Raw genomic sequence first — 13,325 nt, 5'->3', positions numbered from 1 at the left:
GCGTCACATGTCCACCAGGCCCGGCATGTCCCGCGGCGCCGGGCAGATCCGGCGGCCGTAGTCGTCGAAGACGTAGAGGTGCGCGAGGTCGACGAGGAGCGGCACCTGCGCGCCCGTCCGCAGCCGCATGTCGGGGCCGGTACGGACGACCAGATCGCTGGCGGAGATGGCGGCACGCTCCGGACTGTACGTGGCCGGGCGCGGCGGTTCCGGGTCGTCGAGCGCCACGACGGGACCGCTGATCCGGCCGATGGTGCGCTCCCTGAGCCGCTCCAGCATTCCGGGGCCGCTCCTGCCGCGACGCCGGACGGGCGACCTGGGCCGGGGGGATTCGAGATCGGCGACCACCGCGGGCCGGGAGCCGATGTCGAGATGCACCAGCGCCTCATGACCCTGGTACTCCATGTGCTCGACGATGCCGCTGAGCGCCACCTCACCGGAGCGTGCCTGGCTCGGCGGAGCGATCCGGGCCGCCTCGGAGCGCAGCCCGACGATGATCTGCCTGCCCTGCTGGATACGGAGCAACTGGTGGTCGGAGCTGAGGGGTTCGGGCAGCGGGAGGCGCTGCTTGCCGAGGTCGATGGACATCCGTCCGTCCAGTGGTGCGAACACCACGGCCTGGAGCAGATTGATCCGGGGGGTGCCGATGAACGCGGCCACGAACACGTTCTCCGGCAGCGCGTACACCTCGCGCGGCGCGCTCACCTGCTGGAGCACTCCGCCGCGCATCACCGCGACCCGGTCGCCGAGCGACATCGCCTCGCCCTGATCGTGTGTCACATAGACGGTGGTGACGCCCAGTTCGGCGGTGAGCTGGGCTATCTCGGCGCGCAGATGGCTGCGCAGCTTCGAGTCGAGATTGGAGAGCGGCTCGTCCATCAGAAAGGTGGAGGGCCGCCGGGAGATGGCCCGGCCCATCGCGACCCGCTGGCGTTCGCCGCCGGAGAGCTGGCTCGGATAGCGGTCGAGCACGCTCTCGATGCCGAGCATCCGGGCGGTGGCGTCCACGCGTTGGGTGCGGTCCTCGCGCGGATTCTCCAGCATGAGGGGGAAGCCGATGTTGTCGCGGTTGGTCATGTTCGGGTAGAGCGCGAAGTTCTGGAACACCATCGCCATGTCACGTTCGCGCGGCGGGGCGTCGTTGGACAGCTCACCGTCCAGGAGGAGTTCGCCGTCGGTGATGTGCTCAAGCCCGGCGATCATGCGCAGCACGGTCGATTTACCGCATCCCGAGGGGCCGAGCAGCACCACGAACTCGCCTGGTGCGATATCGATCGAGAAGCGGTCGACGGCGCGCGTGGAGCGTCCGTACACCTTGCTGACGCTGTGCAGTGAGATGGCGCGAGTCATGAATGGTTCCGCCCGGGAGGAAGAAAGGTGGAGCGGGTGCGACGCCTGAAGTTAGCCGACTACGCGCTGTCAGGGAATGACCTGCGAGAAGGTTGAGTGACCTTGAGGCGCTCGGGGGCTCGCTCCCGGACCGGGCCCTGCCTCAGGGGGTGTCGCGGGCCGGGGCCGGGCGGCGGCCGGGCTCGGTGGCGGTGCCACGCGGTGCGTCGGGGGGCGTCACGGCGGGCGGCGGCGGGTCCGTCGGGGTCACGGCGGGCGGCGGGTCGGCGGGCGCCCCGGCGGAGGGTGAGTCCGCGGGCTTCACGGCGGACGGCGGGTCCGTGGGCTGCGCGGCCGGTGGGTCCGCGGGCGTCCCGCCCGACCTGCGCAGGCCGAGTCCGGCCGCGCCCACCAGCAGCACGCCGAGCATCAGGAACGGCGCGGCCGTACCCGCGACCCCCGCGACCAGACCGGCGGAGGCCGGGGCGGCGACCTGTCCGAGCCGGTTGCCGGTGAGCCGGAGCGCGAGGGCGGTGGAGCGGGCTCCGTCGGGGGCGGCCCGTACGACGGTCGTCATCGACAGCGGCTGGCCGACGCCCAGACAGAACCCGAGCGCCGCGAGCATCACGGCCAGCCCCCACACCGGCACGGGCAGGGCGATGCCCGCGCACAGCAGGCCGCCGAGCAGACAGGTGACGGTGAGCAGGACCGTACGGCCGAGCCACCGGATCATCGGGGTCATCACGAGCCGGCAGGCGATGGTGGCCGCGGCGCGCAGGCTGAGCAGCAGTCCGATCACGGTGGGCGTGATCCCCCGCTCCTCGCCGATGACCGGAAGGTAGGCGGTGAGGATGTCGGTCGCGGAGAGCACGGCCAGGCTGATGAAGATGCCCGCCGGTACGCCCCTGGTGCGCAGGATGCGGCGGACGGGGACCTTGGCGGCGCGGCGGGCGGTGGTGGCGCCGCGCGCCGTACGCGCCTCCAGCCGCCACAGCGAGGTGAAGGAGACCGCCGCGGCGGCGCCCGAGACGAGCAGCGCGAGGGCGCTCGTACGGGCCATCTCGGCGCCCTGGCCGGAGACCAGCAGCCCGGCGGCGACCGGTCCTGTCAGCTGCCCGAGGGAGGCGCCGATGGTGAAGTGGCCGAAGTTGCGGTCCTGTTCGTCCGGGGCGCTGCGGCGGGCGACGATCGACTGGGCGCCGATGACGAAGCAGAGATGGCCGAGGCCCATCACCCCGCTCCAGGCGGCCAGTTCGGGCAGGGAGCCCGACGTACCGCTGAGCGCGCAGCCGGCGGCGATGAGGACCACACCGCCCACCAGCAGCGGGACGCACCGGCCGTGGTCGGTCCTGCGGCCGAGCGGTACGGCCGCGAAGAGCGGCAGCAGCGCGTAGGCCGCCGTGATCACACCGATCGCGCGCTCGTCCGCGCCCACGGACAGCGCCCGGTAGGAGACCGCCGGCCTCGCCATCGACACCGCGCCCTGCGTGAAGCTGAAGGCGATGACCAGACGGAGGAGCCAGCCTCGCCCACCGGGCGCCCCGGCCAGAGTCTGCGCGGAGACCATCAGATGATGCCGAAGAGGAGTCCGGCGCCGAGCACCACCAGCGAGGTGAGCGCGGCCCACTTGACCGTGAACTTGGTGTGGTCGCCAAACTCGACCTTGGCCATGCCGACGAGGACGTAGACGGCGGGCACGAGCGGGCTCGACATGTGCAGCGGCTGGCCGACGAGGGAGGCGCGGGCTATCTCCAGCGGGGAGACGCCATGGGCGGCGCCGGCCTCTGCGAGCACGGGCAGGACTCCGAAGTAGAAACCGTCGTTGGACATGAAGTACGTGAGCGGCAGGCTCAGCACGCCGGTGACGAGGGCCATGTGCGGGCCCATGCCGTCCGGAATGGCGCCGACGAGCCAGTCGGCCATGTGCTGGACCATGCCGGTGCCGGTCAGGACACCGGTGAAGACGGCGGCGGCGAAGACCATACCGGAGACGTTCAGGACGTTGTCGGCGTGGGCCGCGATCCGGGCCTTCTGCTCGGCCATCTTGGGGTAGTTGACGGTGAGGGCGAGGGCCGCGCCGAGGAGGAAGAGAACCGGAATCGGCATCAGCGCCATGATCATCGCGGTGAGCAGGGCGGCCGTCAGCGCGGCGTTGAACCAGTAGAGCCGGGGGCGCAGGGTCGCGCGGTGGGGGTCGAGCCCCTGGAAGCCGTCGCCGTCGGACGACCCGTCGTCGTCGGCGGCGTCGCTGCCGCCGGTGCCGGTGCCGCCGGTGGTCCTGCCCGCGGCACTACCGCCCTTGCCGGTGCCGGTGCCCGTGCCCGTGCCGTCGGCCGTCGCGCTCGTACCACTGCCGGCCTTGACCAGTACGGTCTCGCTCGTGGTCTCGCTCTCCAGCGCCTCGTCAAGGGTGAGGACACCCAGCCGCTTGCGCTCCCGGAGGCCCAGCACATAGGCGAGGAAGAACACGGCGAGCAGTCCGACCCCGAGCGCCGGGATCATCGGGACGAACACCTCGCCGGCGTCGACCTTGAGCGCGGTCGCCGCACGGGAAGTCGGGCCGCCCCAGGGCAGGGTGTTCATCACGCCGTTCGCGGTGGCGGCGACGCCGGTCATCACGACCCGGCTCATCCCGAGGCGCTTGTAGAGCGGGTACATCGCGGAGACGGTGATCATGAAGGTGGTGGAGCCGTCGCCGTCCAGCGAGACGACCGCGGCGAGCACGGCCGTACCGACGACGACCCGCATCGGGTCCGCCTTGCAGAAGCGCAGGATGCCCCGGACGATCGGATCGAAGAGCCCTACGTCGATCATCACGCCGAAGTAGACGATGGCGAACATCAGCATGACGGCGGTGGGCGCGAGTTCGCCGACGCCCTTGATGACGTAGTCACCCAGCTGGCCGCCCTGCCCCACAAGGACGCAGAAGAGTGCTGGGATGAGTGCCAGCGCCGCGATCGGCGACATCTTCTTCGTCATGATCAGCACCAGGAAGGTGGCGATCATGACGAAGCCGAGGATGGTCAGCATTAAGAGGCCCCTCACGTTCACCCTTGAACTACCGCCGGGGGCGGCGGTTCGGATGACGTTAGGTCTGGCCACCAGCCGTTAACAAGATGTTGACACGCGAGCAATACGAGCAAAAGCCCAGGTCACGGCCGGGATGGTAAGAGGGAGCTAAAGAGTCGGGGCGGCCGGCGACAGCTCGACGGGGAATCCGTTGAGCACCGCCGTGCCCGAGAGCGGGTCGAGCCGGGAGCCGTCGAGCAGCTGGTTGACATTGACTCCCGGCCGGGCGCTCGCCACCGAGGTACGGGTGCCCGGACGGTCATGGCCCCAGCCGTGCGGCAGGCTCACCACCCCTGTCCGTACCGTGTCGGTGATCTCCACCGGCGCCTCCAGCGCTCCCCCGTCGGCGGTGATACGGACCGCCTCGCCGTCCTTGAGACCGAGCCGGGCCGCGTCGTCCGGATGGATCTGGAGGGTGCAGCGGTTCGAACCGCCGTTCAGCGCCGGGAGGTTGTGCATCCAGCTGTTGTTGGAGCGCAGATGGCGGCGGCCGACGAGCACCAGTGCGGCGGGCCGCTCGGCGAGGGCGGCACGCAGCCGGGGCAGATCGGCGGCGAGGGGGGCGGGCAGCAGCTCGATCCGCCCGCTGCGGGTCTTCAGCGGCTCGGGGAGGCGGGGGCGCAGGGGGCCCAGGTCGATGCCGTGGGGGTGCTCAAGCAGCCGTTCGAGCCGGAGCCCCGGGACGCCGGAGCCCTCCGGGACGCCGGAGCCCTCCGGGACGCCAACGGCTTCCGGGACACCGGCGGCTTCCAGGACACCGCCCGCCCCGGCGGCGAAGCCGTCGCCGTACGGGCCGAGCCGGAGCTTCAGATCGAGCTGCCGCTCGGGTCCGCTCGCGCCGGTGAGCAGCGCGGACAGCTCTTCGGGGTCGCGGCCGTGCACGGGCGAGTGCGGGTCGGTCACGGCCCTGGCGAGCGTACGGTCGATGGCCATCTGGTCCACGGCCGAGGGGGATACGCCGGCCATGCCGCCGACCGCGAGGACCAGCCGGGCCAGGATCTCGCTCTCGTCGAGCCGGCCCTCCTCCAGCGGGACGGCGGCACGGGTGTAGCGGACCTGGTTCCGCACGGCGAAACCGTTGAAGGCGAAGTCGAAGTGGGCGCTCTGCGCGGGCGGCGGTGGCGGCAGGACGACATCCGCGTGGCGTGAGGTCTCGTTGAGGTACGGATCGACGCTGACCATGAAGTCGAGGCCGGCCAGCGCCCGGTCGAGCCGGTCGCCGTCGGGCGCGGACAGCACGGGGTTGGCGGCGAGGGCGATCACCGCGCGGATCCGGCCCTCCCCCGGCGTCTCGATCTCCTCGGCGAGCGCGGCGAGGGGCAGTTCGCCCTTGGCCTCCGGATGCCCGCCCACCCTGCTCGTCCAGCGGCCGAGCCTGAATCCCTTGCCGGGGGCGGGAATCCTGGGCGGCCTGTCGGTGGCGGAGAGCGGGAAGAGCGCGCCGCCGGGCCGGTCCAGATTGCCGGTGAGGATGTTCAGCACGTCGACGAGCCAGCTGGCGAGCGTGCCGTGTTCAACGGTGCAGCTGCCGACGCGGCCGTAGACGGCGGCGGTGGGCGCGGCGGCCAGCTCGCGGGCGACCGTACGGATCTCCCCGGCGGCCATGTCACAGGCCGGGGCGACCGCCTCGGGGGTGAAGTCCCGTATCGCGTCGCGCAGTTCGTCCATGCCTTCGACCTGGCCCGCGAGCGCCCCGAGGTCGGTGAGCCGCTCCTCGAAGAGGACATGGGCGAGGGCGGCGAGCAGCAGGGCGTCCGTACCGGGCCTGATGGGGATGTGCCGGTCGGCGAGCCGCGCCGTGCGGGTACGGCGCGGGTCGACGACGGTGAGCGTGCCGCCGCGCCGGCGCAGCGCCCTCAGCTTGCCGGGGAAGTCGGGCGCGGTGCAGAGACTGCCGTTGGAATCCAGTGGGTTGGCGCCCAGGAGCAGCAGATGGTCCGTACGGTCCAGATCGGGTACGGGGATGGCGAACGCGTCCCCGAAGAGCAGCCCGCTGGAGACGTGCTTGGGCATCTGGTCGAGCGTGCTGGCCGTGAAGAGATTGCGGGTGCCGAGCGCGCCCAGGAGAAGCTGCGGGTAGAGGGCCCCGGCCATCGTGTGGACATTGGGGTTGCCGAGGACGACGCCGACGGACTGCGGCCCGTACTCCTCGACGAGCGGCCGTATCCGGGCGGCTGTCAGCGCGAACGCCTCCTGCCAGCTCGCCTCGCGCGGTGCCCCGCCCTCGCGCACGAGCGGGACGCGCAGCCGGTCGGGGTCGGCGTCCAGCTCGCCGAAGGACGCTCCCTTGGGGCAGATGAAACCCCGGCTGAAGACATCGTCGCGGTCGCCCCTGGCACCGGTGACCCTGGTCCCCTCGATGGTGAGGGTCAGTCCGCAGGTGGCTTCGCAGAGGGGGCAGATGCGCGGGGCGGTACGGGTCCGCCCCGCCTCCGGGGTGCGTGGTGCGTCTTCGGGATGCATGGGCCCTCCGGGCGGCGGCAGCGGTGACGCGCGAGCACCCCGAGCATACCGACCGGTACGGACAGCAACAGGGGGTACGGGCAACAACAGAGGAAAGGGGCAAAGAGAAAGAGGGCCCGGGAAGGCCCGGCCGGACACCCGTGTCAGTCGGATGTCCTCGTCAGTCGAAGGTCCTCGCGAGATACGCGCGCAGCAGCTTCCTGGTCTCCCCCACGATCCAGGGATCACCGGCCGGATCCGTCCGGAACGCCAGCTGGAGCAGCGCGTCGGCGGCCTCGACTGCGACCAGGACCGTGCGCTGCAGCGCCGGGTCGGGGGCCCGGCCGAGATGGCTGGAAAGCAGTCCGGCGAGGCGTCTGGCGACCCGGTGGTTGGGGTCGGTCGCCGGGTCGACGGGGATGCGGTCGAGGGGCCCCGGCCGGGTGCCCAGCGGGAGCTGGGAACCGAAGTCCACGAGCGAGAAGCCGGGCACGGTGCGCTTCATGGAGAGGTACTCGTCGAGTACGGCGTCGATGGCGCCCCGCCAGTCATTCGGGTCGAGCATCGCGAGCCGGTCCGCGATGCCCTCGGTATAGCTGTCGAGATTGCGCCTTCCGAGTGCGTCCGCCATGGCCCGTTTGTTGACGAAGAAGCGGTAGACCGAGCCGATGGGAACGCCCGCGCGGGCGGCGACGGCCCGGGTGGACAGCTGCTCGTACCCGGCCTCGTCGAGAAGCGCCCCGCAGGCGTCGAGGATCCGGGCCAGCCGCTCCGTGCTGCGCTGCTGCACAGGCACTTTGCGGAGCCCTCCGACCTCGGATTCTTCGTCCGCCTCCGTGTCCGCCCCGAGATCCGCGTCGGGGACGGAGCCGGGCTCGGCTTCGGGTTCGGCGCCCACGTGGGGCTCGCCATCGGGCTTGGTATGCGTACGGTCGCGTGACACGAGATCCATGATGCCGCTCGGCCCCGTTGACGAAGCGCACCACTAATCCTACGGTTGTCCATAGGATTAGCCTTCCGGGATTCCTTGATCGAGGAGCGGACGCGGATGACGAACGACATCGAGCAGGCGCGGAAGACGGCCGGGGCGCTGGACCACTCCTCCGGCTTCGGCAACGAGCACACCTCCGAGGCCGTGCCGGGGGCGCTGCCGGTCGGCCGCAACACACCCCAGCGCGCACCGCTCGGTCTCTACGCGGAGCAGCTGAGCGGCAGCGCGTTCACCGAGCCCCGCGCGCACAACCGGCGGACCTGGCTGTACCGGATCCGGCCGTCGGCCGCGCATCCGCCGTTCGCCCGTATCGACAACGGCTCGCTGCGCGGGGCCCCGTTCACCGAAACCGTCCCCGACCCCAACCGGCTGCGCTGGGACCCGCTGCCCGAGCCCGCCCCCGGCACCGACTTCCTGGCCGGCCTGTGGACGCTGGGCGGCAACGGCGACGCGACCCGGCGCACCGGAATGGCGATTCATCTCTACTACGCCAACTCCCCCATGACGGACCGGGTGTTCAGCGACGCGGACGGCGAACTGCTGATCGTCCCCGAACACGGCGGCCTGCTGATCCGTACGGAACTGGGCCTGCTCGCCGCCCGTCCGGGCGAGGTGGCGCTGATCCCCCGTGGTCTGCGCTTCCGGGTGGAGCTGCTGGACGAGACGGCGCGCGGCTATGTCTGCGAGAACCACGGCCGGCCCTTCGTCCTGCCCGACCTCGGGCCGATCGGCGCCAACGGCCTCGCCAACGCGCGCGACTTCCGCGCGCCGGTCGCCGCGTACGAGGACGTCGAGCGGCCGACCCAGGTGGTCAACAAGTTCTGCGGCAATCTCTGGGCCGCGACCTACGACCACTCCCCGCTCGATGTGGTGGCCTGGCACGGCAATCATGTGCCGTACGTCTACGATCTGCGCCGCTTCAATGTCATCGGGACCATCAGCTACGACCACCCCGACCCGTCGATCTTCACGGTGCTGACATCGCCGTCCGGGACCCCGGGCCTCGCCGGAGTCGACTTCGTCGTCTTCGCCCCCCGCTGGCTGGTCGGCGAGGACACCTTCCGGCCGCCGTACTTCCACCGCAATGTGATGAGCGAGTACATGGGCCTGATCGAGGGCGCGTACGACGCGAAGACGGCCGGCAAGGGGGGCTTCGTCCCCGGTGGCGGCTCACTGCACAACATGATGTCGGCGCACGGCCCCGACCGGCAGACCTTCGACCGGGCGAGCGCCGCCGAGCTGAAGCCGCAGAAGATCGACGACGGCCTGGCCTTCATGTTCGAGACCCGCTGGCCGGTGACGGCGACCGCGCAGGCGGCCGGTGCCACCCATCTCCAGCGCGGTTACGACAACGTATGGCAAGGTCTGGAGCGCCACTTCAGGCCATGAACCGGAGTTTCGGACACACAGTCGTGGAGGTGCCACCGTTTTGGAGTCGCCACAGTCGGGGAGTCGCCGGTGACCTCCTTCGCCCCTGACTCACTGATCCTGAACCGCAAGCTTCCGCTCTGGTATCAGGTCTCCCAGTCGCTGCGCGCCTCGATACTGGGCCGCCGGCCGCACGATCCGCTGCGGCTGCCGACCGAGGAGCAGCTCGCCACGCACTACGGCGTCAGCGTGCTGACGATGCGTCAGGCGCTCAAGGAGCTGGAGGAGGAAGGCCTGATCAGCCGGCACCGGCGGCGCGGCACGTTCATCGAGCCGGGCGCCCGGCGCGGTGCGCCGCGCCGGCTGCTCGGCTCGATCGACGCGATCGTGGCCCAGCAGTCCGGTGAGCTGACCACGCTCCTCGGCCATGGCCCGGCCCCGGTGCCCGGCGCGCTCGCGGAGTACTTCCCGGGGGCGGACGAGGTGATCACCTACCGCCGGCTGCGCTGCGACGGCGAGAGCGGCGAGCCCGTCAACTGGGCGGAGAACGCGGTCCGTCCGGATGTCGCGGCCGGCATCGACGTGACGGATCTGGAGCGCTGGCCGATGACGAAGGTACTGCGCGACCTGGTCGGGGTCCGGATCAGCCGGATCACCGACACGGTGGAGGCCCGGCTCGCGGACCCGGTCACGGCCGAGCTGCTGCGGGTGCCGCTGCTGAGCCCGATCCTGCACTACACGGGGGTGACGTACGACGAGAGCGGCCGGGTCGCGGACGTGGCGCGGATCCACTACCGGGGGGACCGGTTCTCCTTCTCGGTCACGGTGGAGCCGGACCTCATGGCCTAGGGCGTGTTGATCACGAGCGTTGTTGACACCGGCCGGGCTTGATCATGGCGAAGACCTCACGCCGAGGGCGAGCCGGTCGAGTGGTACGGGCCGGTCGAGTGGTCATGGTGAACGACGGGCAAACAGCTCATGCAGACCCGAAATCACACTCCGGCGGCGGTGACGAAGGCGAATATCTTTCCCGTCATGATGACGCGTGGTGGGGGACGTTTACTGGCCACCGTGCTCCTGGTGACCGCAACCGCAGCCTGTGGTGGCGCCGTGCGCCCGACAATCCCGGAGGTCCCGCCCACCTACGCGAGTGCTCGCCCCGACACCGCCGGGCCATCGATTTCCGCGGAAGGCAAGCGCGCCTCGCGGTCGGCCAGTCCAGCCGTCCCGAGCGGGCAAGCGACGCCGGGCGTGAAAACGGCACCCCGCCGAGAGACGGCGCCCACGAACCCGCCGGCCCGCACGACGGCGCCCGCCCAGGCCCCCGCCCCCGCCCCCGCATGCGCGGCCGACGATCTGACGACATCGGCGGGACGCAGCGGCCCGCCGTCGAGTCAGCCGGGCTGGTTCGCCACCCCGATCCTGCTGCGCAACACGTCCGCCACCACATGCCGGCTCAGAGGCTGGCCCGGCATCACGTTCTTCGGTGACGCCACCATCCAGGGCTGCGCCGCAGGCGATCCCTCGCCCGCCTGTGGCAAGCCGCAGAGCACGTCGAGGCCCCGCTCCTTCTCGATCACCCGGTCCTCCGTGGACGCCCTTCCGGACGTCCTCCTCGCCCCGGGCGACGCGACATCGTTCACGCTGGTCTGGGAAGGGGGCGGCATGCACAGCTGCGTCGGCACTCCCTTCGAATGGTCTCCCTACGGTGCGGACATCCGGGTGCCGGGCGACTCCCGGGCACTGACCCTGGCCCCCCTCCCGAACCTCTACCCGTGTGAGGGAAAGATCGAGATCACCCCCTTCGGAGTCGCCGGCTGACCGGTCGGGCTTCCCTCGCCAGGTTCAGCTCGGGCGCACCCCGGCAGGCCGGCACCGCACCAGAAGTTCCCTCAAGGCCGGATGGTGGGGCATCCGCCGTCTCGGGCAATGGCGCGGCAGTGCCCCGAAGCCTTCCTCGGCGGCCCTCGCGCGGTGGCCGATAGCATGCGGCCGAGGGCCCTGTCCGACAGGGCCCAGGGCGCACAGACCGACGGGAGGGGCGGTCCGTATGACGGCGACGCGGTCCGGGGCGACGGACGAGAGCCCGCTGCTGAGCGATCTCATGCCGTGGTCGACGCCCCCGCTGCGGCTCGGCAGGGAGTGGATCCTCGCCCCCGACCGGCCCTCCCTCACCGCACGCTGGGACCGGCTCGTACGGGCCGAGGGCGCCGAGCGCGAGGCGCTGTTCGGGCCGACCCGGGCGCGTACGCCGAACAGCGCGGTCGCCGCGCTGCCCGGCCGGGCCACCGGCACCGGCCGGTTCGCGCGGGAGTCGGGGCGCTGCCCCGAGCCGGTGCGGGTGCTCCACGGGCCGTTCGACGAGCAGTGGCTGATCCCGGACCACCGGCTGATCGACGCGGCCCGCCCCGAGCTGTGGCGGGTCGCCGACGGCCACCAGGTCTTCGCCGTGGAGCAGGGTTTCGTACCGGCGGCCGCCGGGCCCGCGCTGCTGGTCGGCGCGGCGCTGCCGGACGGCCGCTCCCCGGCCGGGCGGCCGGGCAGGATCCGGCCGCTCTACCGTCGGCCCGGCGGCGTGGAACCCAATCTGGCCCCGGGGCTGACCGCCCTGCTGGCCGCGCGGTACGGCCACGAGGTCACCGCCGGGGAACTGCTCGCCTGGGCCGTGGCGGTCTCCGTGGGGACCCCGGCCGGCTGCGCGGTGCCGCTGACCGCCGATCCCGCCGTCTGGGCCTCCGGGGTCGAGCTGGGGCGGCGGATGGTCCGGATCCAGCTGCGCGGGGCACACGGCGGCGAGCGGCCCAGGCTGCCCGGTGGCCGACGTCCCTATGTCCGGGCCGCCGTTCCCGCCCGGCCCGAGGCCATCGACTACGACCCGGGAGAGGAGGTGCTCCGGCTCGGCTCGGGCCGTATCTCGCCCGTACCTGCCGGGGCATGGGACTTCACGGTGGGCGGCGTACGGACGCTGGAGCTGTGGTTCGAGCGCCGTTCCGCCCGTCCCGAGCCGGGCACGCTGGCGGCGATCGGCCCGTCGGAGTGGCCGCGGGAGTGGACCTCCGAGCTGCTTGAGCTGATCACGGTCCTGGCGCTCCTGGCGGAACTGCGGCCGCTTCAGGCGGAGTTGCCCGGGGCCGGTCCGGCGATCGGTACGGCGGAGCTGCGTGCCGCGGGCGTCCTGCCGGTCCCGGCGGCGGCGCGGCGGCCGGCCTCCGTACTGGACCACCACGAGGAGGGTCCGGAAGGCCAGTTCGCGCTGATCTGACCTTCGGCGGCCCGCTTCGGAAGTGTCCGACGACCGGCTTCAGACGGTGTCCGACGGCCTGGACGTCTCCGGACGCCGAGCGCTCTCCGGACGCCGAGCGCTCTCCGGACTCCGGGTGTCGAACGCGTCCAGGACCCGTGCGAGCGCCCGGTCGAAGACGGCCTCCATGTCGATCGGCCCCGAGTCCTCCGCGAACGCCGCCGCCATCCGCGGATAGCGCCCCGACGCGATCTCCCGGCCCAGGTAGGCCATGCGTATGGCGTGCTCCCGCTCCGCGGACCACGGCAGGGACTTGGTGCGCTCGGCCGTCTGGAGCTCGTTGGCGACATACGTGGTCACGACACCGTTGACCATCGCCACCAGCTCCATCTTCTCGCCGTAGGGCGCGTCGATGGCGTCCAGGCAGGTCAGGCTGTATTCGAGGTACCGCATCGTGTTCGGGCTGAATCCGTAGACCGCCGACATCAGCCGCGCCATCCAGGGATGCGCGTGCATGATCGCGCGGGCGCGGTGCGCGAGCGCGGTCAGATCGGCCCGCCAGTCACCGGACGGCTTCTCGGGCAGGTCGTACTCGCCGGCGACCCGGTCGACCATCAGCTCGTACAGATCCTCCTTGCGCGGCACGTAGTTGTAGAGCGACATCGTGCCGCAGCCCAGCTCGGCGGCGACGTGGCGCATGGTGACGGCGTCGAGGCCGCCCGCGTCGGCGACACGGCAGGCCGCCGCCGCGATATCGGCGCGGCTGAAGGCCGGTCTGGGGCCGCGGCCCGACCGCTCGGGACGCGCCCAGATCACTTCGGGTTCAGCAGGTCGCCCCGCCATCGGTCATCACCTCGTCCACCATCTTAGTTACGTACAACGTAC

10 protein-coding genes are annotated in these 13,325 nt (G+C 71.7%); 4 read left to right on the top strand and 6 right to left on the bottom strand.

The genetic code is table 11. The annotated features are described in order from the left end of the window. Positions 1-3: 3 nt before the first annotated feature. From ACZ7LS_RS19170 to ACZ7LS_RS19150, 5 genes are all read right to left on the bottom strand, one after another. Positions 4-1,350: an ABC transporter ATP-binding protein gene (locus tag ACZ7LS_RS19170; protein ID WP_382520177.1), complete on the bottom strand. Its 1,347-nt coding sequence runs from the start codon at positions 1,348-1,350 to the stop codon at positions 4-6. Positions 1,351-1,492: 142 nt separating this feature from the next. Next, the gene (locus ACZ7LS_RS19165) at positions 1,493-2,896 is read right to left on the bottom strand and encodes an MFS transporter (RefSeq protein WP_385135229.1); all 1,404 of its coding nucleotides are present in this window, start codon (positions 2,894-2,896) and stop codon (positions 1,493-1,495) included. After that, positions 2,896-4,359 carry a CitMHS family transporter gene (locus ACZ7LS_RS19160; protein ID WP_385135227.1) on the bottom strand — a complete coding sequence of 488 codons (1,464 nt, stop codon included), beginning with the start codon at positions 4,357-4,359 and terminating at the stop codon, positions 2,896-2,898. Before ACZ7LS_RS19160 ends, ACZ7LS_RS19165 begins: the two co-directional genes overlap by 1 nt. 147 nt (positions 4,360-4,506) lie before the next feature. Continuing rightward, the gene (locus ACZ7LS_RS19155; RefSeq protein WP_385135226.1) at positions 4,507-6,861 is read right to left on the bottom strand and encodes a molybdopterin oxidoreductase family protein; all 2,355 of its coding nucleotides are present in this window, start codon (positions 6,859-6,861) and stop codon (positions 4,507-4,509) included. A 160-nt stretch (positions 6,862-7,021) separates the two neighbouring features. Continuing rightward, positions 7,022-7,636, bottom strand: coding sequence for a TetR/AcrR family transcriptional regulator (locus ACZ7LS_RS19150; RefSeq protein WP_382671141.1), 615 nt, complete (start codon positions 7,634-7,636; stop codon positions 7,022-7,024). A gap of 252 nt (positions 7,637-7,888) precedes the next feature. On the opposite strand from ACZ7LS_RS19150, the gene hmgA reads away from it, so the two are divergent. The 4 genes from hmgA to ACZ7LS_RS19130 all read left to right on the top strand — a co-directional run bounded on the left by hmgA (position 7,889) and on the right by ACZ7LS_RS19130 (position 12,461). Further along, complete coding sequence (hmgA, locus tag ACZ7LS_RS19145; RefSeq protein ID WP_382671010.1) at positions 7,889-9,220, top strand: homogentisate 1,2-dioxygenase; 1,332 nt, start codon at positions 7,889-7,891, stop codon at positions 9,218-9,220. A 69-nt stretch (positions 9,221-9,289) separates the two neighbouring features. Beyond that, the gene (locus tag ACZ7LS_RS19140) at positions 9,290-10,048 is read left to right on the top strand and encodes a GntR family transcriptional regulator (RefSeq protein ID WP_382520186.1); all 759 of its coding nucleotides are present in this window, start codon (positions 9,290-9,292) and stop codon (positions 10,046-10,048) included. A gap of 402 nt (positions 10,049-10,450) precedes the next feature. Beyond that, complete coding sequence (locus ACZ7LS_RS19135; protein WP_382671006.1) at positions 10,451-11,020, top strand: DUF4232 domain-containing protein; 570 nt, start codon at positions 10,451-10,453, stop codon at positions 11,018-11,020. Positions 11,021-11,249: 229 nt separating this feature from the next. Beyond that, positions 11,250-12,461 carry a type ISP restriction/modification enzyme gene (locus ACZ7LS_RS19130; protein WP_385135224.1) on the top strand — a complete coding sequence of 404 codons (1,212 nt, stop codon included), beginning with the start codon at positions 11,250-11,252 and terminating at the stop codon, positions 12,459-12,461. A 39-nt stretch (positions 12,462-12,500) separates the two neighbouring features. Here ACZ7LS_RS19130 and ACZ7LS_RS19125 read toward each other — a convergent pair whose 3' ends face one another. Then, positions 12,501-13,283 (bottom strand): TetR/AcrR family transcriptional regulator, encoded by a 783-nt coding sequence (locus ACZ7LS_RS19125; RefSeq protein ID WP_385135222.1) that lies wholly within the window; start codon positions 13,281-13,283, stop codon positions 12,501-12,503. Positions 13,284-13,325: the final 42 nt, after the last annotated feature.

Source organism: Streptomyces sp. NPDC039430, assembly GCF_055639435.1.
The sequence above is the reverse complement of the archived record's forward strand: the minus strand, read 5'-3'. Positions and strand labels throughout refer to the sequence as shown.

Coding starts and splice junctions, on each gene's coding strand:
- ACZ7LS_RS19170 (WP_382520177.1), bottom strand. CDS start 1,350: ATGACTCGCGCCATCTCACTGCACAGCGTCAGCAAGGTGTACGGACGC.
- ACZ7LS_RS19165 (WP_385135229.1), bottom strand. CDS start 2,896: ATGGTCTCCGCGCAGACTCTGGCCGGGGCGCCCGGTGGGCGAGGCTGG.
- ACZ7LS_RS19160 (WP_385135227.1), bottom strand. CDS start 4,359: ATGCTGACCATCCTCGGCTTCGTCATGATCGCCACCTTCCTGGTGCTG.
- ACZ7LS_RS19155 (WP_385135226.1), bottom strand. CDS start 6,861: ATGCATCCCGAAGACGCACCACGCACCCCGGAGGCGGGGCGGACCCGT.
- hmgA (WP_382671010.1), top strand. CDS start 7,889: ATGACGAACGACATCGAGCAGGCGCGGAAGACGGCCGGGGCGCTGGAC.
- ACZ7LS_RS19130 (WP_385135224.1), top strand. CDS start 11,250: ATGACGGCGACGCGGTCCGGGGCGACGGACGAGAGCCCGCTGCTGAGC.
- ACZ7LS_RS19125 (WP_385135222.1), bottom strand. CDS start 13,283: ATGGCGGGGCGACCTGCTGAACCCGAAGTGATCTGGGCGCGTCCCGAG.